The organism is Cellulosimicrobium sp. NPDC057127, assembly GCF_042670945.1.
GTDB lineage: Bacteria > Actinomycetota > Actinomycetes > Actinomycetales > Cellulomonadaceae > Cellulosimicrobium.
This window is the reverse complement of sequence record NZ_JBHUUP010000006.1, coordinates 21,541-46,043: the sequence shown is the minus strand read 5'-3', so window position 1 is coordinate 46,043 and position 24,503 is coordinate 21,541. Positions and strand designations below refer to the sequence as shown.

Below are 24,503 nucleotides of genomic sequence, written 5' to 3'. Positions count from 1 at the left end.
GGACGGGTGGTCGCGCGACACGGTCGGTCACTACGTTGGTGCCCATGACCTCCTCGCCCGTGCCTCCGCCCGTCGACGCCACCACCACCTCGTCCTGGGACGCGCTCACCGCCCACCGCGACGCGCTCGCCCCGGACCTGCGGGCCTGGTTCGCGGCCGACCCGGACCGCGCGCCGCGACTGACGCACCAGGCGGCGGACCTGACGGTGGACCTGTCCAAGAACCTCGTCACGGACGAGACGCTCGAGCTCCTCGTGCGCCTCGCGGAGGAGGTCGACCTCGGCGGCCGTCTCGACGCGATGTTCGCCGGCGACCACATCAACGTCACGGAGGACCGCGCCGTCCTGCACACGGCGCTGCGCCGGCCCGCGCCGCTCGGCGACGACCAGCGTCTGGTGGTCGACGGCCAGGACGTCGACGCGGACGTGCACGACGTGCTCCACACGGTCTACGGCTTCGCCGACCGGGTGCGCTCGGGCGAGTGGACGGGCGTGACGGGCGAGCGCGTGCGCACGGTGGTCAACATCGGGATCGGCGGTTCCGACCTCGGCCCGGTCATGGCGTACGAGGCGCTGCTGCCGTACAAGCACGAGGACATCGAGGTCCGGTTCGTCTCGAACATCGACCCGACGGACCTCGCGGAGACGACGGCGGGCCTCGACCCGCGCACGACGCTCTTCGTCGTCGCGTCGAAGACGTTCACGACGCTGGAGACGCTGACGAACGCCCGCCTCGCGCGCGACTGGCTGTGGACGGGGCTCGCGGAGGCCGGCGCGCTCGACGATTCCGACGACGCCCGGCGCGACGCCGTCTCGAAGCACTTCGTCGCGGTGTCGACGGCGCTGGACAAGGTCGAGGAGTTCGGCATCGACCCGCAGAACGCGTTCGGGTTCTGGAGCTGGGTGGGCGGACGCTACTCGGTGGACTCCGCGATCGGCACGTCGCTCGCGATCGCGATCGGGCCCGAGCGGTTCGCCGAGCTCCTCGCAGGCTTCCACGCGATGGACGAGCACGTGCGCACCACCCCGTTCGCGCACAACGTGCCTGTCCTCATGGGCCTGCTCAACGTCTGGTACGTGAACTTCCTCGACGCGCACACGCACGCCGTCCTGCCGTACGCGCAGTACCTGCACCGCTTCCCGGCGTACCTGCAGCAGCTGACGATGGAGTCGAACGGCAAGCGCGTGCGCTGGGACGGCTCCCCGGTGACGACCGAGACGGGCGAGATCTTCTGGGGCGAGCCGGGCACGAACGGCCAGCACGCGTTCTACCAGCTCATCCACCAGGGCACGCGGCTCGTCCCGGCCGACTTCATCGCCGTGGCGAACCCGGCGCACCCGCTCGTCGACGCCGTGGGCGACGGCGGCGCGGTCCAGCCCGGCGCGGACGTGCACAACCTCTTCATGGCGAACTTCTTCGCGCAGACGAAGGCGCTGGCCTTCGGCAAGACCGCGGACGAGGTGCGCGCGGAGGGCACGGACGAGTCCCTCGTCAGCGCCCGCACGTTCCCCGGCAACCGGCCGACGACGTCGATCCTCGCGCCCGCTCTCACGCCGAGCGTGCTCGGCCAGCTCGTTGCCCTGTACGAGCACATCACGTTCGTGCAGGGCGTCGTGTGGGGCATCGACAGCTTCGACCAGTGGGGCGTCGAGCTCGGCAAGAAGCTCGCGCTCGAGATCGCGCCCGCGCTGACGGGCGACGCGGACGCGCTCGACGCGCAGGACCCGTCGACCGCCGAGCTCATCACGCGCTACCTCGACCTGCGCGGCTGAGCGCCGACCCGCCGCTCGCACCAGCCGGTCGCTCGCGCTGCTCGCCGGGGTGCCCGATCCGGGCGCCTCGGTGAGCGGCGTCCGCACGCCTGCGTAGACTCTCGGCGACCCCCGTGCGTCCGCGGGCCGGTCGCGCCCTCCTGGAAGGAGCCCTGCGATGTCACCCGTCGCCCCCGAGACCCTCGTCCGCACCCTCACCGAGCACGTGGACACCGTCCGCGTCGCCTGGCTCGAGGCGGCCGCCGCCGAGCTGCGCGGCCGGACCACGCGCGGCGAGCTGGAGCGCGAGCAGTCCGACATCCTCGACGCGCTGCTCGACGGGCTGAAGTCGGGCGGGACCGCGCTGCCGGACGCCGCGTTCGACCAGCTGCGGGGCATCCTCGCCGACGTGTCCGCCGCCCGCGCGCGCCTCGGCTTCACGCCGCGCGAGACGGCGATCGGCGTGTTCGCGCTCAAGGAGGGCCTGTACCGCCTCACCTCCGACGACGAGGTCGCGGTCGACGTCACGCCGCTCCTGCGGCTCGTGGACGAGCTCGGCCTGTTCACCTTCGAGACGTTCGCCGCGGCGCGCGAGGCGATCATCTCGGAGCAGGCCGAGCAGCTGCTCGAGCTGTCGACGCCGGTCGTCAAGCTCTGGGACGGCATCGTCGCCGTGCCGCTGGTCGGGACGCTGGACTCCGCCCGGACGCAGGTCGTCATGGAGAAGCTGCTCAACACGCTCGTGGACACGGGCAGCGAGCACGCGATCATCGACATCACCGGCGTCCCGGCCGTCGACACCCAGGTCGCGCAGCACCTGCTCAAGACGGTCGTCGCGGCGCGACTCATGGGCGCGGAGTGCACGATCAGCGGCATCCGCCCGCAGATCGCGCAGACGATCGTCGCGCTCGGCATCGAGTTCGGCGACATCCGCACGCGCGCGTCGCTCGCGGACGCGCTCGTCGACGCCCTGCGCGCGAGCGGCCGCAAGGCCGCGGCCGGGACCCCCGCATGAGCGACGGCGTCCCGATCCTCAAGATCGGTTCGACGCTGCTCGTCTCGATCCAGGTCGACCTCCAGGACGACACGGCGCTGCGGCTGCAGGAGGACCTCGCCGAGCGCATCACGCGCACCGGCGCGCGCGGCGTCGTCATCGACATCTCCGGCCTCGAGATCGTCGACAGCTTCATCGGTCGCATGCTCGCGTCGGTCGCCGCGATCTCGCACGTGCTCGACGCCACCACCGTGGTCGTCGGGATGCGTCCGGCGGTGGCCATCACCATGGTCGAGCTCGGGCTCTCGCTCGGGGACGTGCGCACGGCGCTCGACGTCGAGCGCGGGCTCGCGCTGCTGCGGCCCGAGGAGCGGTCGGCCGAGGAGATCCTCCTCGCCGCCGCCGAGCGCGAGGAGGGATGACCGCCGCGGCGTCGGAGCCGGCCGAACGCCTGCCCGTGCGCGCCGACTCCGACGTGGTCAAGGTCCGTCAGCTCGTCCGTTCGCTCGCGCAGCAGGCGCGGCTGTCGCTCGTCGACCAGACGAAGCTCGTCACCGCGGCGAGCGAGCTCGCGCGCAACACCCTCGTGTACGGGGGCGGCGGCGACGCGGAGGTCGAGCTCGTGTCCGACGGCGCCCGCACGGGTGTGCGCGCAGTGTTCAGCGACGAGGGCCCCGGCATCCCGGACCTCGACCTCGCGCTGACGGACGGCTGGACGAGCGGCAGCGGGCTGGGTCTCGGGCTGTCCGGCTCGCGCCGCCTCGTGCAGCACTTCACGATCGACACCGCACCCGGCGTGGGCACGCGCGTCGAGATCGCCACCTGGTCCCGGTGAGCGCGGGATGACCCCGTCGACCACCCCGCCCGACGACGTCGCGGTGTCCGTCGAGGACGGGACCTGGTTCACGGTCGACCACCCGTCGGCGGTCGGCGGCGTGCGGCGCGCCGCGAGCGCCGTCGCGCTGCGCCTCGGTCTCGGCGAGACGCGTGCCGCGGAGGTGGGCCTCGTCGTGTCGGAGCTCGCGACGAACCAGTGCCGCCACGGCGGCGGCGGGAGCGTGCACGTCCGTGTCCGGCGCGCGGGCGACGAGGCCGTGGTCGAGGTGCTCGCCGTCGATGCCGGCCCCGGCATGCGGGACATCACCGCGGCGATGCGCGACGGGGTGTCCAGCGGCGGGACGCTCGGCATCGGCCTCGGCACGCTGCCGCGTCTCGCCTCGGCGTGGGACGCGTGGACGGCGCCCGGCCGCGGGACGGTCGTGGCCGCGGCCTTCGCGCGGCACGGCCGTCCGGCGCACCTCGGTGCGCCCACCGGGCTGGTCCGGGCCATGACCGGCCAGAGCGTGTCGGGCGACGCCTTCGCGACGCGGACCGACGACGGCGTGCCGAGCCTGCTCGTCGCCGACGGGCTGGGCCACGGGCCGCTCGCCGCGGCGGCGTCCTCCGCCGCGGTGCGCGCCTTCCTCGACGCCCCGGCGAGCCCGCCCGCCGCGCTCGTCCAGCGGGTCCACACCGCGCTCGGCGGCACGCGCGGCGCGGCCGTCGCCGTGGCGCAGCCGGCGGGAGCGACGCTGCGGTACGCGGGCCTGGGGAACATCGCGGGCGCGGTGCACGGCGCCCGCACGCGCGGGCTCGTCAGCCACCCCGGGATCGCCGGGTCGCACGGCCGGGCCCTGCGCGAGACGACGTACCCGCTCGAGCCGGGCGACGTCGTCGTCATGCACAGCGACGGGCTCACCGCGCGGTGGTCGCTCGCCGACTACCCGGGCCTCGCGGCGCGCTCGCCGCTCGTCGTGGCGGGCGTGCTGCTGCGCGACCACGGGGTGCGCCGTGACGACCAGTGCGTCGCGGTGCTCCCGGCGTCCTGGACGACGGGCGGCAGCGCGTGAGGCGGCCCCCACTCCTGGCGACGCAGCTGCGCGCCGACACCGACGTGCTCGCGCTGCGCCGCGCCGGGCGGGAGATCGGCCGGCACCTCGGGCTCGACGCGCAGGACCAGGTGCGCGTCGCGACCGCGCTGTCGGAGGTCGGGCGCGCGGCCGTCGCGTCCGGCCCCGCGGACGTCACGATCACCGTCGTCGCGGGGGTCCCGCACGCGCTGCTCCGCGCGGAGGTCGCCGCGAGCGGTCCCCTGCCCGCCGAGGGCAGCTCGAGCGACGGGGGCATCCCGGCGGCGCGCCGTCTCGTCGACGGCCTCGACCTCGACGCGCCACGCCGGCGCGTCGTGCTCACCAAGGGCCTCGGCGCGTCCGCCCGCACCGACGACGCGACGCTGGCCGCCGCGCGCCGGTCCGTCCGCGCCGCCCACACCGCGGACGCCCTCGACGAGCTGCGCGTGCAGAACGCGGACCTCGTGCGGGCCCTCGACGAGCTCACCGAGCAGAAGGAGGAGCTGCGCCGCGTCAACACGGAGCTCGAGGAGACCAACCGCGGCGTCCTCGCGATGTACGACCAGCTCTCCTCCGAGCTCGAGGAGACCAACACCGGCGTCGTCGCCCTGTACGCGGAGCTGGACGAGCGCGGGCGCGCGCTCGCCGCGGCGAACGAGTCCAAGTCGCGGTTCCTGCGCAACGTCAGCCACGAGCTGCGCACCCCGGTGAACTCGATCATCGGCCTGGTGTCGCTCCTCTCGGACTCCCACCTCGACGGCGAGCAGGGGCAGCAGGTCTCGTTCGTGCGCGAGAGCGCGCACACGCTCCTCACGCTCGTCGACGAGCTGCTCGACCTGGCGCGCGCCGAGGCGGGGCACGAGGACGTCGACCCGACGGACGTCGACGTGGCCGAGCTCCTGGCGGAGCTGCGCGGCACGACGCTGCCGCTCTTGCGCCCCGGCGTCGCGCTGGAGGTCGCCGCCAGCCCCGGGCTGCGACTCGTCACCGACCGGCGCCTCCTCGCGCGCGTGCTGCGCAACCTGCTCACCAACGCCGTGAAGTTCACGGACGCGGGGCACGTGCGGCTCACGGCCGGTCTCGACGCCGCCGGTGGTGACGGCGGCGCGGGTGCACTCGTCTCGTTCACCGTCGAGGACACCGGCCTCGGCATCCCGGCCGACCAGCTCGAGCCGGTGTTCGAGGAGTTCGTGCAGGTGCCCAACCGGCTCCAGCCGACGGTGACGGGCACCGGGCTCGGGCTGCCGTACGCGCGGCGGACCGTCGAGGCGCTCGGCGGCACGCTCGTCGCGGCCTCGGACCCCGGCGCGGGGAGCACGTTCACCGTGCGGCTGCCGGCCGTGCCCGTCGCAGCCGTCGTGCCCCCGGCGCCGGCCACTGCGGACCCCGTTCCCGGGGCCGCGCGACCGGTCGGGCACGTGCTCGTCGTCGACGACGACCGGGCGTACGCCGCGGTGCTCGTGTCGATGCTCCGGGACGCCGCGACGCGGGTGAGCGTCGCGCACGACGCGACCCACGCGCTCGCCCTGCTGCACGACGCCTCGGCCGACGCCGTGCTGCTCGACGTGCGCATTCCGGGCACGGACGGCCTGACGGTCCTCGCCCGGATCGCGCAGCACCACCCCGGGTTGCCGGTCGTGCTCATGTCGAGCGGCCCGCCGCCGCGCCAGCCCGCGGACCGCCCGCCCGCGCCGTTCCTGTCGAAGTCCGCGATCGACCGAGAGACCCTCGTGGCGACGCTGCGGGGCACGGGGCGCGCCCGATGAGCCTGAGCGGAACCCGGACCGTCCTCGTCGTCGACGACACGCCGGCGCACCGGTACGTCATGGCGAGCTGGCTGCGCCGTGCGGGTTTCGGCGTGGTCGAGGCCGGGACGGGCGCGGCGGGCGTCGCGCGCGTGTCCGCGGCCACGGACGCGGTGGTGCTCGACGTCAACCTCCCCGACGTCCCCGGGCCCGAGGTGTGCCGCCGCATCAAGGCAGACCCGACGACGGCGCACGTGCCCGTGCTGCACGTGTCCGCCACCGCGGTCGACACCGCGGCCCGCACGGCCGGCCTCGAGGGCGGCGCGGACGCGTACCTGCCCGAGCCGCTCGACCGCGACGAGTTCCTCGCGACGATCAGCGCGCTGTGCCGCACGCACGACGCCCAGCGGGGCATGGGTCGGACCGCTCGCCGGCTCGAGTCGCTCAACACTGCACTCATGCCCCTCCACACGGCGCGCTCCCCCGAGGACGTCGTCGACAGTGCGGCGCGCGGGGCGCACGCCGTGCTGGGCCGGCCGGTCGTCGCGATGGTCGTTGCCGACGCGGGACTCGTCCTGCGCAGCGTCTGCACGTCCGAGCACGGGCCGCTCACGCGCGGGCGAGGGACCGTGGCCGTCCTCCCGCCGAGCGGCGACCCCCTGGGGGCAGCCGTGTTCGACGCGGACGCGCTGCCGGCACCCTGGCTGCCGCTGCTGGACGCGGCGGGCGTCGCGCACGGCTCGTGGTGGACGGTGTGGCTCGTCGACACCGACGGCGCACTCGTCGGCGGTCTGGGGGTGCAGCTCGACGACGGGGCCGCCGGGCCGTCGGCCGAGGAGGTGGAGGCCGTGCGCCGGTTCACCGCGACGACGACGGTCGCGCTCGCGAACCTGCGCACGTTCACCGAGGAGCACCGGATCGCGCTCGCGCTCCAGCGGACGATGCTCCCGGCGGAGCTCGTGGTCCGCGGCGACGTCGAGGTCGCGGCCCGGTACGAGGCGTCCGACGCGCGGCTCGACGTCGGCGGCGACTTCTACGACGCGTTCGACCTGCCGGACGGCCGGGTGGCGGTCGTCATCGGGGACGTGCAGGGCCACTCCCTGCGCGCCGCCGCGGTGATGGCGGAGGTCCGGCTCACCCTGCGCGCCTACCTGCGCGAGGGGCACCCGGCCGGACGGGCCCTGGACCTCCTCAACGACGCTCTGCGCGAGGACCACGCCGAGTTCGTGACGGCGAGCGTGTGCGTGCTCGACCCCGCGTCGGGAGCTCTCGAGGTGACGGACGCCGGGCACCTCCCCGCCCTGGTCGTCCGGGTCGACGGGACGGTCGTCGAGGCGAAGGCGGGATCGCGCCTGCTCGGCCTGCCGAGTCCCGACGTGCGCCCCGTCCACCGCACGGAGCTCGCACCGGGCGACGTCCTGGTGCTCCTCACCGACGGGCTCGTCGAGCGTCGTGACTCCTCGCTGCGTGCGGCGCTCGGCCGCCTGGCCTCCGTCGCCGCGACGGCCGCGGGCTCCTCGCCGGACATCGTGTGCGACCGTCTCGTGGCCGCGTTCGACGACGCAGGCCGCGAGGACGACGTGGCCGTCGTGGCCGTGCGGCGCGGGAGGCCGTGACCCGGCGGCGTCCCGCGCGGCGCGCTCATCACGCGCCGGACGGCACCTTGTCGCGCACGTCCTCGTACCCGGCCTCCGCGGGCGGCGTGGCGGGGGCGTAGACGAGCCGCACGACGCCGGTCGGGAACACCTCCGAGCGCAGGAGCGTCAGCGGGTAGCGCGGCTCGCCCTCGTCGAACAGGCGCTCGCCGCGGCGTGCCGCCACGGGGTGCACGAGCAGGCGCAGCTCGTCGAGCAGTCCCGCGGCGAGGAGCTGGCGCACGACGGAGAGCGACCCGGGGACGAGGATCCGCCGCATGCCGGGCGTCTCCTTGAGCGCCGCCACGGCCTCGACGAGGTCGCCGTCGAGGCGCTCGGCGTTGCGCCAGCCGAGGTCCTGGCTGCCGCGTGTCGCGACGACCTTGCGCGTGTCCCCGAGCTGCTTGGCGTACGCCGCGTCGTCCTCCCCCGCCGCCTCCCGACCGGGCCACGCGCCCGCGAAGCTGTCGTACGTGACGCGACCGAGCAGCAGGACGTCGACGTCCCGGTAGTCCTCGTCGACGGCCCGGCCCATGTGGTCGTCGAAGTAGGGGAAGTGCCACTCGGGGTCGACCTCCGCCACGCCGTCGAGGGAGATGAACAGGGTCGAGACGAGCGTCGCCATGGCAGCGGTCCTTTCGCGGGGTGTCGGTGACGCGTGGTGGACCGCGCCGCGGACGGGAACTCATCGGGTGGCCGACCACGGGATCGTGCACCGCCGAACACGGGATCGGCCACCGGATCCTGCCCAGGACGGTGGCCGGCCCCGTGCTCGGCGAGCTCCCGGGTCAGGCGCGGCGCAGGCCGAGCGCGACGACGGCCCCGACGGCGACGTGCTCCGCCGCGAGCACGGCGACGGACCCGGCGCCGATGCCGCCGAGCGGGCCGAGCATCGACACGAGCAGCACGACGGCGCACGTCACGAGCCAGGCGCGCTCGCCGCGCGCAGGGGTGTCGCGGCGCAGGCGTGCGAGCAGCGCGCGCACGCCCCAGCCGAGCAGGCCGACGAGGAGGCCGGCCACGACGACGTCGACGAGCCCGACGGCGCGGGTCGCCGCGCCGGACCGTGCCGCGACGTCGACGCCGGCGGCCGTCCCGACGAGCAGGACGACGGCGGCGACCGCCGCCGCGGCGAGCGGGACGGACCAGCGGGGCACGCGGCGTCGTGCGTCCGGGACCGGCGACCGCGCCCCCGACGGCGTCCCCGACGGTGCGGTGGCCGGGTGGTGCGGGACGTTGCGGGTGGTGGTCATGGTGACCTCCTTCCTCGCGCGGCCGTGGCCGCGACCGGCACCGTGCCGGCGCCACCACGCTCGCCGCACGACCGCGGGTGCCGCGCCCTCCGGGAGTCCACGGCGGCCCCTGCGTCCGGTCGTCCCACCCCCACCGGCCGGACGACGAGCCCCGACCTTGGTCGGTGGTCCCGGGGCGGGGCCGGGCCTAGCGTCCGTGGCATGAGCGCACCTCTTGGCCCCCCGGTCGTCCCCCAGGACGCAGCACCTCGCGGGACCGTCGGCGACTGCCCTCCGCTCGCGGCACCGCCCGTCCTCGCGACCGCGTCCGCGCGCCGCGACCCCACCGCGCGGGTCGTGCCCTGGCCGGTCGCCGCCGGCGCGTGGGCGGCCCTGACGGTCCTCACGCTCCTCGCCCTCGTGCCCGCGCTGGAGGACCCGCTCTCGACGACGGTCCTCGGCAGGGGGCTCGACGTCGCGGTCGCGGTCGCCGCCCTCGCCACCGCGCCGCTGCTGCTCACGCGCCGGGCGGTACCGGCCGCCCGCGTCCTGGCCGGGCTCGCCGCCGTCTCGGGGGCGGCGACCCCGGCGTCGACGCTCTCGACGCTGCACGTCGCGCGCTGGTCCGCGCTGCGCACCGCCCTGCCGGTCGCGCTCGCGGGGGCCGCCGGCCACGCCGTCCAGGCGCTGTGGCGGCCGGTCGCCCTGCCGCTCGGCTGGTGGCTGCTGTGCGTCCTGGCGGTGCACGCCGCGCTGCTCGGGTGGGGAGCGTACGGGCAGGCGCGGGCCGACCTCGTGCAGTCGCTGCGCGAGCGGGCGCGCCGTGCGGAGTCCGAGCAGGAGCACCGCGTCGCCGAGGCGCGGCTCGCGGAGCGGGCCCGCATCGCGCGCGAGATGCACGACACCCTGGCGCACCGGCTGTCCCTGCTCGCGGCGACGGCGGGCGCGCTCGAGTACCGTCCGGACGCCTCGCCCGAGCGGCTCGCCGCGGCCGCAGCCCTGGTGCGCGAGGGCGTGAGCACCGCGCTCGAGGAGCTGCGCGACGTCGTGCGGGTGCTGCGCGCCGTCCCCGACGACGCTCGCGGGGCCACGCCCCTCGGCCCGCAGCCGGGGCTCGGGGACGTGCCGCGCCTCGTCGCCGAGGCGCGCGCGGCGGGCGGGGACGTGACGCTCGACCGCACCGGCGACGCCGAGCCGCCGAGCGCCGTCGCGGTCGCCGCCTACCGCACGGTCCAGGAAGGGCTGACGAACGCGCGGCGGCACGCCCCGGGGAGCCCGGTCGTCGTGCGCCTGACGGTCGCCCCGGGAGAGGTGCGCGTCGTCGTGTCCGACGCCGGACCGCGGCTCGTGCCGTCCGGCGCCCCGGCCGCCGGGGGTGGTGCGGGCACGGGGCTCGTCGGCCTGCGCGAGCGCGTCGCGCTGCTCGGCGGGCGCCTCGACGCCGGTGCGGGTCGCGGTGGCGCGGAGGGGTTCGTCCTCGACGTGCGTCTACCGTGGGACGCATGAGGGCTCCCGACGGGCCGGGCGACGGCGAGCGTCCCACACGTCTGGTGATCGTCGACGACGACGCGCTCGTGCGCTCGGGCCTGCGCCTCATGCTCGACGGCGCCCACGGCATCGAGGTCGTCGGCGAGGCGGGCGACGGCGGGCAGGTCGCGGCGGTGCTCGACGCGCACCCCACGGACGTGGTGCTCATGGACCTGCGCATGCCGGGCGTCGACGGGATCGAGGCGACGCGGCAGGTGCGGGACCGTCCCGGGGCGCCGGCCGTCGTCGTGCTCACGACCTTCGACACGCAGGAGGAGGTCGCCGGGGCCCTGCACGCCGGGGCGTCGGGGTACCTGCTCAAGGACATGCCGCCCGAGCGCATCGTCGCGGCGGTGCGGGCGGCGGCCGCCGGGGAGCCGGTGCTGTCGCCGGAGATCGCGCGGCGGCTCATGGCCTCGGCCGCGGACGCCGGCGGGGCGCGCGGCCGGGCGCGCACGGCACTGGGCCGGCTCACCGAGCGCGAGCGCGACGTGGCGGTCGAGATCGGCCGCGGCGCCACGAACGCGGAGATCGGCGCGCGCCTGTACCTGAGCGTGCCGACCGTCAAGGCGCACGTGTCGAACGTGCTGCTCAAGCTGGGCGTGGAGAACCGGACCCAGGTGGCGCTCGTCGTGCACGAGGCGGGCGCCGACGACGGCTGAGGGCGGCAGGGCCGCTCGCGCCGCGTCAGGGCCGGTGCGGCCGGTCAGTCGCCGGGCCACTCCCCCGTCCACTTCTCGAACACCCGCGCGCCGCCCCGGTCGATGAGCGCCTTGACGACCGCGTAGATCGCGCCCTGGATCAGCGACGCGACGACGATCTCCTTGAGCGGGTACTCCGACTGCAGCGGGCTCGGGGCGTCCCTGCGGTCGCCGGGGCCCACGCGCTTGTAGACCTGCTTGAACACCTGGCCGGCCACGAGACCGCCGAGGATCGACGTCACGATGCCGACCGGGCGGTAGAGGATCTTCGCGGACTTGCTGCCGTGCTTCTCGGGCAGGTGCTCGCCGATCGATGCGTCGCTCATGTCTCGACGCTAGGACGAGCATCGTCCCGTCGCGCGCCGAACGGGTGGCCGAGCGGTCGACGGAGCGCTCACCCCGGCACGACGGCGCACCCCGACGGCTCGACCGCGACGTGCACGACGTCGCCCGGCCGCGGCGGCTCGTCGTCCCCACCCGCGAGCGCCACCACGCGCGTCGTCGCGGTGCCGGGCGTGCCGGGCAGCACGACGTCGACCGTGACCTCCGTCGCTCCGCGGCGGAACACGCTGCCGACAACGGTCCCCTCCCACGTGTCAGCACCACGCGCCGCTCCCGTGCGCTCCGGCGCTGACAGCCCCGTCGGGGCGGCGACGTGCAACCCCCGCGGCCCGACGGCGAGCACGGTGTCCCCCGTCGTGTCAGCACCACGCGCCACCCCGCCGAGCTGGCGTGCTGACAGGTCCGCGAGCGGCACGAACGCCTGGTAGCCGAGGAACTCCGCGACGCGGCGCGACGCGGGGGCGCGCCACAGCTCCTCGGGCGGAGCGACCCGCAGCACCCGGCCCGCGTCCATGACGGCGACCCGGTCGGCGACGGTGAACGCCTCGTCGTGGTCGTGCGTGACGAAGACGGCGGTCGTCCCGGTCGCGCGCAGCGCCTCGCGCAGGTCGAGCGCGAGCCGCTCGCGCAGGCCGCGGTCGAGCGCGGACAGCGGCTCGTCGAGCAGCAGCAGGCGCGGCCGGGGCGCGAGCGAGCGCGCGAGCGCGACGCGCTGGCGCTCGCCGCCGCTCAGCGTCGTGACCGGACGCCCCTCGTACCCGGCGAGCCCGACGACGTCGAGCAGCTCCCGCACCCGGGCGTCCCGCTCCGCCCGCGGCCGGCCCGCCAGCCCGTACGCGACGTTGCCCGCGACGTCCCGGTGGGGGAACAGCTGGCCCTCCTGGAACATGAGCCCGAACCCGCGCCGGTGCACGGGCACGCCCGCCAGCCCCTGCCCGGCGAAGGCGACGGTGCCCGACGCGACGGGCTCGAGCCCGGCGACCGCGCGCAGCAGGCTCGACTTGCCGCACCCGCTCGGCCCCAGCAGGGCGAGCACCTCGCCCGGCGCGACGTCGAGGTCGACGCCCGCGACCGCCGTCGTCCCGGTGTCGCGGCGCCCTGTGCCCGCGTAGCGCACGACGACGTCGCGCACCTCGAGCCCGCCCGTCGCCCGCTCGTCCGTGGCGGCTGCGGACGGGCGCGCGGACGCCGGCGCGGGCGGCTCCGTGGGTGCGTCGACGGGCGCGTCGACGGGCACGTCGACGGGTGCGGGGACGGCCGGTGGTCGCACCATCAGAACTCTCCTCCGGGTCGGTCGCCGCGCAACCGCTCGGCGAGCAGCATCACGGTCGCGGTGAGCAGGGCGAGCACGACGCTCGCCGCGAGCGCCATGCCGTAGTTCTCCGCACCGGGCCGGCCGATGAGGCGGAAGATGACGACGGGCAGGGTCGCGGTGTCGGGGCGCGCGAGGAACGACGTCGCGCCGAACTCGCCCAGCGACACGGCGAACGCGAACCCGACGGCGAGGCCGAGCGAGCGTGCCGCGATCGGGGCGTCGACGGTGCGGAACACGCGGCCCGGGGCCGCCCCGAGCGTCGCCGCGGCCTCGCGCAGGCGCGGGTCGATCGCCCGCAGCGTCGGCAGGACGGTGCGCACGACGAGCGGTACGGCGACCACGGCCTGCGCGATCGGCACGAGCAGGCCGGAGGTGCGCAGGTCGACGTCGAGCCCGAGCGGCCGGTCGAGCGTGATGAGGAAGCCGAACCCGACCGTCACGGCCGACACGCCGAGCGGGAGCATGAACACGGAGTCGAGGGCGCTGACCGCGCGCCGTCCCGCACGCGCGCGCGGCCGGCGCGACACGACGAGCGCGACGAGCCCGCCGATGACGACGGCCAGCAGCGTCGCGAGCGCCGCGGTGCGCAGCGAGTTCCCGGCCGCCTCCCACACGGTCACGGACAGCGCGTTGCGCCCGCCCGTCGTGCCGAGGTTCGCGTAGTTGTCGAGGCCCCAGCCGCCGTCGGGTGTGCGCAGCGACCGGACGACGAGCGTGCCGAGCGGCAGCCCGACGAGCACGACCACCACGACTGCCGTGAGCGCGGTCGGGACGAGGCTGCCCGTCGGACGGCCGTCACGCCACAGCCGCAGCGGCTGCGCGGCGCTCGCCGCGGAGGACAGGTGCAGCGCCCGCTCGCGGCGGGTCCGCGTGCGGTTCGCGACCGTGAGCGCGGCGGCGACCACGACGAGCTGCACGACCGACAGCACGGCGGCGGCGCGCAGGTCGAGGAACTGCGTCGTGCGGACCCAGATCTCGGTCTCGATCGTGCCGTAGCGGATGCCGCCGAGCACGAGCACGATGCCGAACGCGGTGGCGCAGAACAGGAAGACGATCGACGCGGCGCTCGCGATCGCGGGCGTGAGCGCCGGCAGGGTCACGGTGCGGAACGCGCGCCACGGGGTGGCCCCGAGCGCCCGCGCGGCCTGCTCGGCCCGCGGGTCGAGGTGCTCCCACAACCCGCCGACGGTGCGCACGACCACGGAGTAGTTGAAGAACACGAGGGCGAGGACGATCGCGGCGAACGTCTCGTCGAGCCCGAGGAACCCGAGCGGCCCGCCCTGCACGAGGAGGGATCGGAACGCGACGCCGACGACGACGGTCGGCAGCACGAACGGCACGGTGACGACCGCCCGCAGCACGCGCCGCCCGGGGAACCGGCACCGGTACAGCACGTACGCGCCGGGCACGCCCAGCAGCACGGAGAACGTCGTCCCGAGCACGGCCTGCCACAGCGTGAGCCCGACGATCCGCCACGTCCGCGGTTCGGAGAACGTCTCCGCGAAACCGGACAGGTCGAGCGCGCCGTCGACCACGAACCCGCGCGCCACGAGCGTCGCGACGGGCCACGCGAAGAACACCCCGAGGAACGCGAGCGGCACCGCCGCCGCGACGCCCCACAGCACCCCGCGGCGAGCACGCGACCAGCCACCGCCGAGCACGCGGTCAGCCACCGGATCCCGTCGGATCCGGTGGCCAGTCCCGTGCTCGGCGGGCAAGGGGGCGGTGATCAGCCGACGACCGTCGCCGTCCACGCCTGGATCCACTCGTCGCGGTTCGCCGAGATCTTCTCGGGCGCGACGTCGAACGGCTCCTCGGAGAGGGGCGCGAACTCGGCCCAGCCCTCGGGCAGCGCGACGGAGTCGTCGGCGGGGTACATGTACATCTGCTCCGGGACGTCGGCCTGGAACGCCTCGCTGACGAGGAAGTCGACGAGCTCGCGCGCGCCCTCCGGGTTCTCGGCGTTGGCGAGGACGCCGGCGTGCTCCACCTGGCGGAAGCACGTGTCGAGCAGCGCGCCGGTGGTCGACGCGGTGCCGTCCTCGGTCACGGTGAAGGCGGGCGAGGTGGAGTACGACAGCGCGAGCGGTCGCGGTCCGGCCCCCTCGGCGCCGGAGAAGTCGACGTAGTAGGCGTCGGACCAGCCGTCGACGACCTTGACGCCGTTGTCGCGCAGGTCGGCCCAGTAGTCCTCCCAGCCGTCCTCGCCGAAGGCGCCGACGGTCGCGAGGAGGAACGCCAGGCCGGGCGACGACGTCGCGGGGTTGGTGACGACGAGCAGGTCGCGGTACTCCGGCTTCGTGAGGTCCTCGAGCGTCACGGGCTCGGGGATCCCCTGCTCGGTGAACCACGTGTGGTCGACGTTGATGCAGACGTCGCCGAGGTCGACGGGCGTGAGCTCGCCGTCGCCGATCGTGTACTGCGCCGCGGAGTCGGACAGCCCGGCCGGCGTGTACGGCTCGAGGACGCCCTCGTCGATCGCGCGGGACGCGAACGTGTTGTCGATGCCGAAGACGGCGTCGCCGAGCGGCGCGTCCTTCGTGAGCACGAGCTGGTTGACGAGCGCGCCGCCGTCGCCGGGCGCGACCTGCTCGACCGTCAGGCCGCTCTCCTCCTCGAACGCGGCGAGCACGTCCTCGCTCACTGCGAACGAGTCGTGGGTGACGAGCGTGACGGTGCCCCCCGCACCGCCGTCCGTCCCGTCCGCCCCGCCGGCGTCCTCCGTGCCCCCTCCCCCGCACGCGGCGAGCGCGAGGAGCGCGAGGCTCGTGCCGCCGGCGACGGCCAGCGCGCGGGCGTGGCGGACGGGGCCGGTCGCCGTGCCGGCCGTCGGGCTGGTCGTGGTGTGTCGCACGTGTGTCCTCCCTGGACGTTCAGGAGGGGTTCCACCGCCGCGCGCACGGCCGGACGGCCGGCGCGCACGGGTGGTCGAGATCCCGACTTCCTCCACCGGTGCTAACCGGATCAGGTTCGAGGGTCTGCGGTGGTCCGCACTCTCAGCTCCCGGGGAGCTCCCCTGTCGTTCCCCACGAGCCTACACCGCGCGCCGGACCCTGAGCGCACCCTGAGCGCCACCCGGGAGCCGCCTCGGGGGACGACCAGGGAGCGCTCCGGGTCGTCCCCCGATGCCCGGCCGTGCGGCGCGACGAGAGGGTCGTCACGACCCGGCGTCCCGCCGGGCTCCACGCACGGGAGGCAGGAACGATGAGCAGCGAGGCGTCGGGCACGACGGCGGTCGCGACGGGCCGTGGCCTGGTCAAGACGTACGGGCGGGGGACGACGAGCGTCCGGGCCCTGGACGGGGTCGACGTCGACCTGGAGCGAGGACGGCTGACGGCGATCATGGGCCCGTCGGGCTCCGGCAAGTCGACACTGATGCACTGCCTGGCGGGTCTGGACACCCCGACCTCGGGGACGGTCGTGCTGGACGGCGAGACGGTCTCGTCGATGAGCGAGCGCCGGCTGACCCGCCTGCGCCGGACCCGGATCGGCTTCGTCTTCCAGTCGTTCAACCTGGTCCCGACACTCACGGCCGAGGAGAACATCACGCTGCCGCTCGCGATCGCGCGCCGGCCCGTGGACCGGGCGTGGTTCGACCAGGTGGTCGACGCCGTGGGCCTGCGCCCCCGGCTGGGTCACCGCCCGGCGGAGCTGTCGGGCGGCCAGCAGCAGCGCGTGGCGTGCGCGCGGGCGCTCGTGTCCCGGCCCGCCGTCGTGCTCGCGGACGAGCCAACCGGGAACCTGGACTCGCGGGCCGCCGCCGAGGTCCTGTCGTTCCTGCGGACCTCGGTCGACGACCTCGGGCAGTCGGTCGCGATGGTGACGCACGACCCGATCGCGGCCTCCTACGCCCACCGCGTCCTCTTCCTCGCGGACGGCCGGGTCGTGCGCGAGCTGCGCGACCCCGACCCGCAGGCCGTGCTCGACACTCTCGGTGCGATCACGCCCGCCCGCCCGGCACGGCCCGCCGCACGCCCCGACGCACCGTCCGGCACGCCGTCGGACGCCGGGCACGTCGCGGCGGTCGCCCGATGATGGGCCGGATCGCGCTGCGCGGCGTGCGCGCGCACCGCGCCCAGCTCGTCCTGTCGGTGCTCGCGGTGACGATCGGCGTCGCGTTCGTCACGGGGACGTTCGCGCTGCGCGCGATGCTGTCGTCGACCTTCGAGGACATCGTCGCGTCGTCGGTGCAGGCCGACGTGTACCTGCGCGGGACCGTCACGGCGTCCTCCCCGGCGGGCGCGCCGGCGGACGGGGCCGCCCCCGCCGACGCGGTGCGCGCCCTCGTGCCGGCCGACCTCGCCGCCACGGTCGCGTCGCGCGACGACGTCGCGCTCGCGCTGCCGGAGGTGAGCGGCCCCGCGGTGCTCGTGGGCGCCGACGGCACCGCGGTGCTCAGCACCCAGGCACCGAGCTTCGCGACGGCCTACGACCCGCGCGACCCGGGACCGCGCGTCGTCGACGGCCGCGCACCCCGCGGCCCGGGCGAGGTCGCGCTCGAGTCGGCCACGTTGGAGGCGTCCGGGCTCGCCGTCGGCGACCGCACCGACGTGGTGCTCGGGGACGACGTGCGGCCGGTGGACGTCGTCGGGGAGGTCTCGCTGTCCGCGCCGATGGCGGGTGCGACGATGGTCCTGCTCGACCAGGCCACGGCGTCGGCCGCGTACGCGCCGGACGGCCTCGTCCCGACGGTCGCGGTGCACGCCGCCGACGGCACCTCGCCGCAGGCGCTGCGCGACGCGCTCGCCGACGCGGTCCCCGGCGGCGTCGAGGTCGTCACCGGCGACGCGCTGCGCGCGGAGACGTCCGACGCGATCGCCGAGCAGCTCGGCTTCGTGTCGACGTTCCTGCTCGTGTTCGCCGCCCTCGCGCTGTTCGTGGGGACGTTCCTCATCGCCAACACCTTCGCGATGCACGTGCGGCGCCGGACGCGCGAGCTCGCGCTGCTGCGCGCGGTCGGCGCGTCACCGGCGCAGGTCTTCCGGTCGGTCGTCGCGCAGGCGGCCGTCGTGGGCGCGGTCGGGGCCCTGCTCGGCGTGGCCGCGGGCTTCGGGCTGGCCGAGCTCGCCCGGACGGGTCTCGGCGCGGTCGGCATGGAGCTCGACGGCGCCCTGCCCGTGACCACCGCGGGGATCGTCGTCCCCCTCCTGGTCGGCGTGCTCGTGTCGGTCGGCGCGGCGGCGCTGCCCGCCCGGCACGCCGCGCTCGTCCGTCCGGTCGAGGCGATGCGGCAGGACGCCGCCTCCGGGCCCGGCCGTACGAGGCCGCTGCGACTCCTGTCCGGGGCCGCCGCGCTGCTCGGCGGGGTCGCGCTCGTGGTCGTCGCGCACGCCACCGGCAGCGGTGCCGCGCCGGTCCTCGGCGCGGGCGCGGCACTGACCCTCGCCGGCGTCCTGCTGCTCGCGCCGGTCGCCGTCCCGCCGGTGCTGTCCGTCCTCGCGGCACCCGCGGCGTGGCTCGTGCGCCCGCTCGGCGGCCTCGCCCGCGGCAACGTCACGCGCCAGCCCCGCCGCACGGCCGCGACGGCGGGCGCGCTCGTCATCGGCATGACGCTCGTCTCCGCGACGTCGGTCCTCGCCGTGTCCGCCCGCGAGTCCGTGCACCAGATCGTCGACCAGGAGACCGCCGCGGACCTCGTCGTCCGGTCCGCGACGCCGAACCTCCCGCAGGGTGCCGCCGACGCCGTCCGCGCCGTCCCCGGCGTCGCGTCCACCGACGTCGTCACGTACGGGCAGGTCCTCGTCGACGACGAGCCGCAGCTCGTCGTCGGGTTCCCCGCCGACGGCTTCGGCCGGTCGGTGCGCACCACCGCCACCGAGGGCGACCTCGCGGCGTACGCGCGCGGAGAGGCGGCCGTCATGGCCGACGCGGTGGACGAGCACGGCTGGGAGCTGGGCGACACGATCGCCCTCGCCGACCCCGCACGGCCCGACGCACCGCCGCGGGAGGTGCGCATCGGCGCCGTGATCGACTCCCAGGCCTTCAGTGTCGACGTGCTGCTGCCCACCGAGGTCGCCGCGCAGGTCGGCGCCACGACGCCCGAGATGGTGTTCCTCGACGTCGCGGACGACGCGGACCCGGCCGTGGTCCACGACCGCGTGACCGAGGCCGTCGCGCCGTTCGTCGTGGCGTCCGTGCTGGACGCCCAGGAGTTCGCCGGCGAGGTCGCGGCCCAGGTCGAGTCGGTCCTCGCGATCGTCTACGCCCTGCTCGGGCTGTCCGTCCTCGTCGCCGTGCTCGGGATCGTCAACACGCTCGCGCTGTCGGTGGTCGAGCGCACGCGCGAGATCGGGCTGCTGCGCGCCGTGGGCCTCGGGCGTACCCAGCTCGCCGGGACGATCGTCCTGGAGTCGGTGCTCGTCGCGGTGTTCGGCACCGCGGTCGGGCTCGCCGTCGGCACGGGCGTCGCCGCGGCCCTCCCGTCGGTCCTCGCCGACGAGGGCTTCTCGACCCTGGCCGTGCCGTGGGCGCAGCTCGCGGCGATGCTCGGGCTCGCCGTCGTCGTCGGCGTCGCGGCCGCGGTCTGGCCGGCGGTGCGGGCGGCACGCCTGCCCGTGCTCGACGCCGTGAGCCACGCGTGAGCGCCGGCCCCGCCCGCCCGTGAGCGTGCCGGGCGGCGCCTGGCCCCGTCCTCGCACTACGGTGATGGTGCGACGACCGACCGGCGCCGCCCGAACGACCGACGGAGGACCCCTCGTGGCCGACACGCACGACACCGAGCAGACGCTGGCCGTGAAGGTCGGCACCGTCGCCCTGACGTTCGCCGCCGGCTGGGTGGCGCAGAAGCTCGTCACGTTCGTGTGGGCGAAGGCGACGGGCCACGACGCGCCGAAGGACCTCGACGACGAGGAGGTCGGCATCGTGTCCGCCGTGACGTTCGCGGCGGTCGCCGCGGGGGTCGGCGTGCTCGCACGCCGGTTCGCCGGGCGCGGCGCGAAGAGCGTCGTCGCGCGCCTCGCCGCCCGCTGAGGCCCTGCCCGTCCCTGCTGACGTCCCGCCGGCGCCCGGCCGACGTGCCGGGCGTCAGGCGCCGCGGACGAACAGCGCCGTGAGCGGCCCGACGACGATCACGTACACGAGGCCGAGCAGCACCGAGTGCAGGAGGCAGAACAGCGCCGCCTGCGCCGGCACACCGGGGGTCCGCAGGTGCTGCGCGAGCTTGCGCACGAACGACGCCGGGTGCAGCAGGTCCCAGCTGTTGAACCGCACGTACCGGCCGAGGTACACGCCCACGGTGACGAGCACGAGCACGACGCCCACGGCGAGCCACGAGCCCGGCCGCGTGAACGGCGCGTCGTCCTCGGGGTACCGCAGCACCGCGAAGAGCATCTGCGCCACGAGCACGTTGACGACGGTGTTCAGCACGCCGGACAGCGCGAGCGTGAGCACCGCGACGATGTCGAACCACAGCGGCACCGGGTCGTCGTCGCGGCGGTGGCTGAAGTTCAGCTCCGTGACGAGGTAGCCCGCGTTGGGCAGCAGCACGAGCCACACGAGCGTCCCGGCCACCGTCACCGTCACCGTCACGGCCGTCGGCGCCTGCGCCGCCAGCAGCGCGAGCAGGGCGAGGACGACCCCGCCGAGCACGAAGACCGGCACGATCGACAGCGCGAGGTTGAGCAGCATCGGCCGGTACACGGACGTGCGGTAGAGCACGCCGCGCACCACGACGAGCGCGAGCGCGTAGACGTTGAGGAGCGCGACACCGCCGAACAGCCACCAGAGCACGCGCCTACCGTACGGGCGCGCGCCGTGCGGCACCCGCCGCACGCCGTTAGCGTGGTGCCCGCTCGACGCACGACGACCGTGCCCCGGGGCGGGCACCCTCACCGCGGGAGCCGACATGGCGCAGCACGACGACCCCTCGACCACGACGACCGGGAAGACGGCCCCGGCGGGGAGCGAGGGCCGCACCCCGGCCGCGGCGCCCGTGCACGGGTCGCCCACGCTCATGCTCGCGCTCGCCACGGTCGGGTTCGCCGTCAACTTCTGGGCGTGGGCGCTCATCAGCCCGCTCGGGGCGGCCTACGGCCAGCAGTACGAGCTCACCGACGTCCAGGTCTCCGTGCTCGTCGCCGTCCCGGTGATCGTCGGCTCGCTCGGCCGCATCCCCGTCGGGGCGCTGACCGACCGCTTCGGCGCCCGCGTGATGTTCCCCCTCGTCAGCGCACTCACCGTCCTGCCCGTCCTGTTCGTGGGGCTCGTGGCGGACAGCTTCGTCGCGCTCCTCGCCGGCGGGTTCCTCCTCGGTCTCGGCGGGACGTCGTTCGCCGTCGGGGTGCCGTTCGTCAACGCCTGGTACCCGCCCGAGCGGCGCGGGACCGCGATCGGCATCTTCGGCATCGGCATGGGCGGGACCGCGATCTCCGCGTTCACGACCGTGGCCATCCGCGACGCCCGGGGGGACGCGGCGCCGTTCCTCCTCGTCGCCGCGATCCTCGCGGTGTTCGCGGTCGTCTCCCGGCTCGTGCTGCGGGACGCGAGGACGCCCGACCCGGGCGCCTCCGCCGGCTTCTGGGCCCGCACCTGGTCCATCCTGCGCCTGCCCGCCACGCTCCAGCTGTCCTGGCTCTACGCCGTGGGCTTCGGCGGCTTCGTCGCGTTCAGCGTGTACCTGCCCACGTTCCTCGTGAACGCCTACGACCTCACCGCGTCCGACGCCGCCGCCCGAACCGCCGGGTTCGTCGTCCTCGCCGTCGCCATGCGACCCGTCGGCGGGACGCTGTCCGACCGGTTCGGCGGCGTGCCCGTCTCGGTCGTCTGCTTCGCCGCGGTCACGGCGCTCGCGGCCGTCGTCGCGTTCGAGCCCGACCTCGTACCCGTGGGCACCCTCGCCTTCCTCGGCCTCGCCGCCGCGCTCGGGGCGTCGTCCGGGGCCACGTTCGCCCTCGTGGCGAAGGTCGCGCCGCCGGACAAGGTCGGCGGCGTGACGGGCCTCGTCGGCGCGGCGGGCGGGCTCGGCGGGTTCATCCCGCCCCTGATCATGGGTGCCGTCTACCAGCTCGAGGGCGACTACGGCATCGGCTTCGCCCTGCTGGCGCTCACCGGGCTCGCGACCCTGCTCTTCACGCTCGGCCCCGTCCGGCGGGGCGCGCGCGCCCGCAGCGCCGCGCCGTCGGCCTGACGTCGCATCACGACGCCGGCTGCACGTCGTGCACCGCCGCGCGGGGCAGCACGAACCAGAGCCCGACCAGCAGGACGAGGATCGACCCGCTCGCCCACAGCGCGGCCGTGCGGTTCACGACGACGTCCACGACGAGCAGCACCGTCCCCGTGAAGACGAGCGCGAGCACGAGGATCCCGGCGCGCGTCACCCGGTCGCTGAGCGTGACCAGCGCCGGCTTGCGGTGCTTGCGGAACAGGGCGCGGTGCAGGCTCACGGGCGTGACGAACAGTCCCGTCGTGAGGACCGACAGCCCGACCAGGCACAGGTAGACGCCGACCTGGAACGTGTCGAGGTCGGCGAACCGCGCCTGGAACGGCAGGGTCAGCAGGAACCCCGTGAGGATCTGCACACCCGTCTGCATGACGCGCAGCTCCTGCAGGAGCTCCACCCAGTTCCGGTCGGACCGCTCGTCGGGGGTCTCGTCGCGGCCGCCGTCGGCCCCCTTGCCGGCGCCGCCCCCGGACCCCCGGGACAGCTCGTACGCGTCAGCCATCTCTCCTCCGTCCACGTGTCCCCCGCCGTGCCGTCGCACGACGTCGGGCTGCGTTAATCTTCCCTCTGCTGGGGTCAGGAATCGGCTCCGTCCTGCATCGACCCCTGGGGACCCCCATCGATGGACGCCGCCCTGCCCTCCGACCCTCCTGAACCGGTCCTGCCGCTCCCTGCCGCGCTCGAGACGGTCCTCGCGGCCCTCGCCACGGGTGACGCCCAGTCCGTGGGTCGGTTCCGCGTCGACCTCGCCGCGGACCGGTGGTGGTGGTCGGACGAGGTGTACGCGATGCACGGGTTCGCGCCGGGCGAGGTGGTCCCGACGACGCCCCTCGTCCTCGCGCACAAGCACCCCGAGGACCGCGAGCGCGTCGCAGGCGTCCTCGCGCGCGCGGCTCGGACCGGTGAACCCTTCGGCTCCATGCACCGCATCGTGGACGCGGCGGGTGACGCTCGCACGCTCGTGGTCGCCGCCCAGGGGCGGCGCAGCCGCGCGACCGGCCAGGTGGTGGAGCTCGCGGGCTTCTTCGTCGACGTCAGCGACGCGCACCGCACCGCGGCACGGCGTGAGGCGACCGCGGCGATCCAGGCCGCGGACGCGTCGCGCTCGGTCATCGAGCAAGTGCGCGGCGTCCTCATGGTCGCGTACGGAGTCGGTCCGGACGAGGCGATGGAGCTCCTGCGCAGGCGCTCGAACGACTCGAACGTGCCGGTGCGCGACCTCGCCCGGGACGTGCTCGAGCGCCTGCAGGAGCGCGGCCCCGTGGAACGCACGCGCGAGCTCGTGGAGCAGGTCCTCGGCGACGCGGCAGGTCTGGTCCCGGAGCCCTGAGGCGCAGGAAACCGCCGCCCGGGGCCGCCGGCCGCGTGGCCGGGTCGCCGACGGTCAGTCCTGCGCCGAGCCGGCCGGACCGTCGACGCCGGGCATCCGACGCGTGCTGACGATCTCGCGCGCGACGTCGACGAGCTTGACGTTCGAGTCCTGGGACACGCGGCTCATGACGGCGAAGGCGCGGGCCTCCGAGAGCGCGTAGCGCTCCATGATCATCCCCTGCGCCTGACCGATCAGCGTGCGCGTCCGCACGGCCGACTGGAGCTGCTCCTCCGTGCGCGCGGCGGAGATCGCGGCCGCGGCGACCGCCGCGAACGTCGTGGCAAGGTGGACCGACTCCTCGCTGAACGCGCCCGTCGCCCTCGCGTAGAGGTTGAGGGCGCCGTGCGCGTCCGCGGACGTGTACAGCTGGACGCCCAGCATCGACCCGACCCCGAGCTCGCGCACCGCCGTCGGCGCCCACCGGGGCCATCGCACGTCGGCCGCGACGTCCGGGGACTCGACGACCGTGGCCAGGCGGATGGCGTCCAGGCACGGCCCTTCGCCGAGCTCGTACTGCAGCGCGTCGCCGCGGGCGACGAACGGCTCCGACACCGAGACGCTGCGGATCCGGCCGCGCGACACGAGGGAGATGCCCGCGGCCTCGCACCCGGGAACCATCGTCATGGCCAGCTCGACCACGCGGTCCAGGGTCTGCTGGAGCGTCGGCTCCTCCGCGAGCGCGCGCGCCGCGTCGGCGACCGCGCCCGAGACGCCGCGGTCCTCGATCTCCCGGATCGTCTCGGCGAGCTCTTGCGCCGCGGATCGCACGTCCGAGCGCTGCGTCCCCAGCGGATCGGTCCCCAGCGGGTCCGGATCGGTCTTCGTCATGTCGTCCTCCCGTCCG

General features: G+C 75.6%; 23 protein-coding genes and 1 riboswitch. Of the genes, 14 read left to right on the top strand and 9 right to left on the bottom strand.

All coding sequences use genetic code 11. The annotated features are described in order from the left end of the window. Window positions 1-44: 44 nt before the first annotated feature. The 7 genes from pgi to ACFTZA_RS07595 all read left to right on the top strand — a co-directional run bounded on the left by pgi (window position 45) and on the right by ACFTZA_RS07595 (window position 7,995). On the top strand, window positions 45-1,772 hold the full coding sequence (pgi, locus tag ACFTZA_RS07625; protein WP_378192465.1) for a glucose-6-phosphate isomerase: 1,728 nt from the start codon (window positions 45-47) through the stop codon (window positions 1,770-1,772). 157 nt (window positions 1,773-1,929) lie between these two features. Continuing rightward, the gene (locus ACFTZA_RS07620) at window positions 1,930-2,766 is read left to right on the top strand and encodes an STAS domain-containing protein (protein ID WP_378192463.1); all 837 of its coding nucleotides are present in this window, start codon (window positions 1,930-1,932) and stop codon (window positions 2,764-2,766) included. Continuing rightward, window positions 2,763-3,167, top strand: coding sequence for an STAS domain-containing protein (locus ACFTZA_RS07615; protein WP_378192461.1), 405 nt, complete (start codon window positions 2,763-2,765; stop codon window positions 3,165-3,167). The genes ACFTZA_RS07620 and ACFTZA_RS07615 overlap by 4 nt, the downstream gene beginning before the upstream one ends. Beyond that, window positions 3,164-3,580, top strand: coding sequence for an ATP-binding protein (locus ACFTZA_RS07610; protein WP_378192458.1), 417 nt, complete (start codon window positions 3,164-3,166; stop codon window positions 3,578-3,580). The genes ACFTZA_RS07615 and ACFTZA_RS07610 overlap by 4 nt, the downstream gene beginning before the upstream one ends. A 7-nt stretch (window positions 3,581-3,587) precedes the next feature. After that, window positions 3,588-4,634, top strand: a complete 1,047-nt coding sequence (locus ACFTZA_RS07605) for an ATP-binding protein (protein ID WP_378192457.1) — start codon at window positions 3,588-3,590, stop codon at window positions 4,632-4,634. Next, on the top strand, window positions 4,631-6,400 hold the full coding sequence (locus ACFTZA_RS07600; RefSeq protein WP_378192455.1) for an ATP-binding protein: 1,770 nt from the start codon (window positions 4,631-4,633) through the stop codon (window positions 6,398-6,400). The genes ACFTZA_RS07605 and ACFTZA_RS07600 overlap by 4 nt, the downstream gene beginning before the upstream one ends. Then, on the top strand, window positions 6,397-7,995 hold the full coding sequence (locus tag ACFTZA_RS07595) for a SpoIIE family protein phosphatase (RefSeq protein WP_378192452.1): 1,599 nt from the start codon (window positions 6,397-6,399) through the stop codon (window positions 7,993-7,995). The genes ACFTZA_RS07600 and ACFTZA_RS07595 overlap by 4 nt, the downstream gene beginning before the upstream one ends. Before the next feature lie 28 nt (window positions 7,996-8,023). On the opposite strand, the gene ACFTZA_RS07590 is transcribed toward ACFTZA_RS07595, so the two are convergent. Continuing rightward, a complete protein-coding gene (locus ACFTZA_RS07590; RefSeq protein ID WP_378192450.1) occupies window positions 8,024-8,638 on the bottom strand; it encodes a dihydrofolate reductase family protein in 615 nt (204 codons plus the stop codon). 163 nt (window positions 8,639-8,801) lie between these two features. After that, on the bottom strand, window positions 8,802-9,266 hold the full coding sequence (locus ACFTZA_RS07585; protein ID WP_378192448.1) for a DUF6069 family protein: 465 nt from the start codon (window positions 9,264-9,266) through the stop codon (window positions 8,802-8,804). A 201-nt stretch (window positions 9,267-9,467) separates the two neighbouring features. On the opposite strand from ACFTZA_RS07585, the gene ACFTZA_RS07580 reads away from it, so the two are divergent. Continuing rightward, window positions 9,468-10,751, top strand: a complete 1,284-nt coding sequence (locus tag ACFTZA_RS07580) for a sensor histidine kinase (protein WP_378192445.1) — start codon at window positions 9,468-9,470, stop codon at window positions 10,749-10,751. Further along, window positions 10,748-11,434, top strand: a complete 687-nt coding sequence (locus ACFTZA_RS07575; protein ID WP_378192443.1) for a response regulator — start codon at window positions 10,748-10,750, stop codon at window positions 11,432-11,434. The genes ACFTZA_RS07580 and ACFTZA_RS07575 overlap by 4 nt, the downstream gene beginning before the upstream one ends. Before the next feature lie 44 nt (window positions 11,435-11,478). Here ACFTZA_RS07575 and ACFTZA_RS07570 read toward each other — a convergent pair whose 3' ends face one another. The 4 genes from ACFTZA_RS07570 to ACFTZA_RS07555 all read right to left on the bottom strand — a co-directional run bounded on the left by ACFTZA_RS07570 (window position 11,479) and on the right by ACFTZA_RS07555 (window position 15,984). Then, entirely contained in the window at window positions 11,479-11,799 is a 321-nt protein-coding gene (locus ACFTZA_RS07570) for a DUF4235 domain-containing protein (protein ID WP_378192441.1), read from the bottom strand. Between the two features lie 68 nt (window positions 11,800-11,867). Next, entirely contained in the window at window positions 11,868-13,088 is a 1,221-nt protein-coding gene (locus ACFTZA_RS07565) for an ABC transporter ATP-binding protein (protein WP_378192439.1), read from the bottom strand. Further along, entirely contained in the window at window positions 13,088-14,803 is a 1,716-nt protein-coding gene (locus ACFTZA_RS07560; RefSeq protein WP_378192437.1) for an ABC transporter permease, read from the bottom strand. Before ACFTZA_RS07560 ends, ACFTZA_RS07565 begins: the two co-directional genes overlap by 1 nt. 56 nt (window positions 14,804-14,859) lie before the next feature. Then, the gene (locus tag ACFTZA_RS07555) at window positions 14,860-15,984 is read right to left on the bottom strand and encodes a thiamine ABC transporter substrate binding subunit (RefSeq protein WP_378192435.1); all 1,125 of its coding nucleotides are present in this window, start codon (window positions 15,982-15,984) and stop codon (window positions 14,860-14,862) included. A gap of 70 nt (window positions 15,985-16,054) precedes the next feature. After that, window positions 16,055-16,158, bottom strand: a riboswitch (TPP riboswitch). Window positions 16,159-16,334: 176 nt separating this feature from the next. Here ACFTZA_RS07555 and ACFTZA_RS07550 point away from each other — a divergent pair. From ACFTZA_RS07550 to ACFTZA_RS07540, 3 genes are all read left to right on the top strand, one after another. After that, the gene (locus tag ACFTZA_RS07550) at window positions 16,335-17,165 is read left to right on the top strand and encodes an ABC transporter ATP-binding protein (RefSeq protein WP_378192433.1); all 831 of its coding nucleotides are present in this window, start codon (window positions 16,335-16,337) and stop codon (window positions 17,163-17,165) included. Next, on the top strand, window positions 17,162-19,711 hold the full coding sequence (locus ACFTZA_RS07545; RefSeq protein WP_378192431.1) for an ABC transporter permease: 2,550 nt from the start codon (window positions 17,162-17,164) through the stop codon (window positions 19,709-19,711). Before ACFTZA_RS07550 ends, ACFTZA_RS07545 begins: the two co-directional genes overlap by 4 nt. A 115-nt stretch (window positions 19,712-19,826) precedes the next feature. Further along, complete coding sequence (locus ACFTZA_RS07540) at window positions 19,827-20,099, top strand: DUF4235 domain-containing protein (protein WP_378192429.1); 273 nt, start codon at window positions 19,827-19,829, stop codon at window positions 20,097-20,099. Between the two features lie 54 nt (window positions 20,100-20,153). Here the strand turns inward: ACFTZA_RS07540 and ACFTZA_RS07535 are convergent, their stop codons facing one another. Continuing rightward, the gene (locus ACFTZA_RS07535; protein ID WP_378192427.1) at window positions 20,154-20,858 is read right to left on the bottom strand and encodes a DUF1361 domain-containing protein; all 705 of its coding nucleotides are present in this window, start codon (window positions 20,856-20,858) and stop codon (window positions 20,154-20,156) included. 115 nt (window positions 20,859-20,973) lie between these two features. On the opposite strand from ACFTZA_RS07535, the gene ACFTZA_RS07530 reads away from it, so the two are divergent. Further along, window positions 20,974-22,254, top strand: a complete 1,281-nt coding sequence (locus ACFTZA_RS07530; protein WP_378192425.1) for a nitrate/nitrite transporter — start codon at window positions 20,974-20,976, stop codon at window positions 22,252-22,254. Window positions 22,255-22,261: 7 nt separating this feature from the next. Here the strand turns inward: ACFTZA_RS07530 and ACFTZA_RS07525 are convergent, their stop codons facing one another. After that, entirely contained in the window at window positions 22,262-22,789 is a 528-nt protein-coding gene (locus tag ACFTZA_RS07525; RefSeq protein ID WP_378192423.1) for a DUF6328 family protein, read from the bottom strand. Window positions 22,790-22,909: 120 nt separating this feature from the next. Here ACFTZA_RS07525 and ACFTZA_RS07520 point away from each other — a divergent pair, with 120 nt between their 5' ends. Then, window positions 22,910-23,617, top strand: coding sequence for a PAS and ANTAR domain-containing protein (locus tag ACFTZA_RS07520; protein WP_378192421.1), 708 nt, complete (start codon window positions 22,910-22,912; stop codon window positions 23,615-23,617). A 54-nt stretch (window positions 23,618-23,671) separates the two neighbouring features. Here ACFTZA_RS07520 and ACFTZA_RS07515 read toward each other — a convergent pair whose 3' ends face one another. Then, window positions 23,672-24,487 carry a GAF and ANTAR domain-containing protein gene (locus ACFTZA_RS07515; RefSeq protein WP_378192419.1) on the bottom strand — a complete coding sequence of 272 codons (816 nt, stop codon included), beginning with the start codon at window positions 24,485-24,487 and terminating at the stop codon, window positions 23,672-23,674. Between the last annotated feature and the right edge of the window lie 16 nt (window positions 24,488-24,503).

Bases quoted from the DNA above. Each gene is read 5' to 3' on its own strand.
- pgi (WP_378192465.1), top strand. From the start codon at position 45: ATGACCTCCTCGCCCGTGCCTCCGCCCGTCGACGCCACCACCACCTCG.
- ACFTZA_RS07620 (WP_378192463.1), top strand. From the start codon at position 1,930: ATGTCACCCGTCGCCCCCGAGACCCTCGTCCGCACCCTCACCGAGCAC.
- ACFTZA_RS07615 (WP_378192461.1), top strand. From the start codon at position 2,763: ATGAGCGACGGCGTCCCGATCCTCAAGATCGGTTCGACGCTGCTCGTC.
- ACFTZA_RS07610 (WP_378192458.1), top strand. From the start codon at position 3,164: ATGACCGCCGCGGCGTCGGAGCCGGCCGAACGCCTGCCCGTGCGCGCC.
- ACFTZA_RS07605 (WP_378192457.1), top strand. From the start codon at position 3,588: ATGACCCCGTCGACCACCCCGCCCGACGACGTCGCGGTGTCCGTCGAG.
- ACFTZA_RS07595 (WP_378192452.1), top strand. From the start codon at position 6,397: ATGAGCCTGAGCGGAACCCGGACCGTCCTCGTCGTCGACGACACGCCG.
- ACFTZA_RS07590 (WP_378192450.1), bottom strand. From the start codon at position 8,638: ATGGCGACGCTCGTCTCGACCCTGTTCATCTCCCTCGACGGCGTGGCG.
- ACFTZA_RS07585 (WP_378192448.1), bottom strand. From the start codon at position 9,266: ATGACCACCACCCGCAACGTCCCGCACCACCCGGCCACCGCACCGTCG.
- ACFTZA_RS07580 (WP_378192445.1), top strand. From the start codon at position 9,468: ATGAGCGCACCTCTTGGCCCCCCGGTCGTCCCCCAGGACGCAGCACCT.
- ACFTZA_RS07575 (WP_378192443.1), top strand. From the start codon at position 10,748: ATGAGGGCTCCCGACGGGCCGGGCGACGGCGAGCGTCCCACACGTCTG.
- ACFTZA_RS07570 (WP_378192441.1), bottom strand. From the start codon at position 11,799: ATGAGCGACGCATCGATCGGCGAGCACCTGCCCGAGAAGCACGGCAGC.
- ACFTZA_RS07565 (WP_378192439.1), bottom strand. From the start codon at position 13,088: ATGGTGCGACCACCGGCCGTCCCCGCACCCGTCGACGTGCCCGTCGAC.
- ACFTZA_RS07550 (WP_378192433.1), top strand. From the start codon at position 16,335: ATGAGCAGCGAGGCGTCGGGCACGACGGCGGTCGCGACGGGCCGTGGC.
- ACFTZA_RS07545 (WP_378192431.1), top strand. From the start codon at position 17,162: ATGATGGGCCGGATCGCGCTGCGCGGCGTGCGCGCGCACCGCGCCCAG.
- ACFTZA_RS07530 (WP_378192425.1), top strand. From the start codon at position 20,974: ATGGCGCAGCACGACGACCCCTCGACCACGACGACCGGGAAGACGGCC.
- ACFTZA_RS07525 (WP_378192423.1), bottom strand. From the start codon at position 22,789: ATGGCTGACGCGTACGAGCTGTCCCGGGGGTCCGGGGGCGGCGCCGGC.
- ACFTZA_RS07520 (WP_378192421.1), top strand. From the start codon at position 22,910: ATGGACGCCGCCCTGCCCTCCGACCCTCCTGAACCGGTCCTGCCGCTC.
- ACFTZA_RS07515 (WP_378192419.1), bottom strand. From the start codon at position 24,487: ATGACGAAGACCGATCCGGACCCGCTGGGGACCGATCCGCTGGGGACG.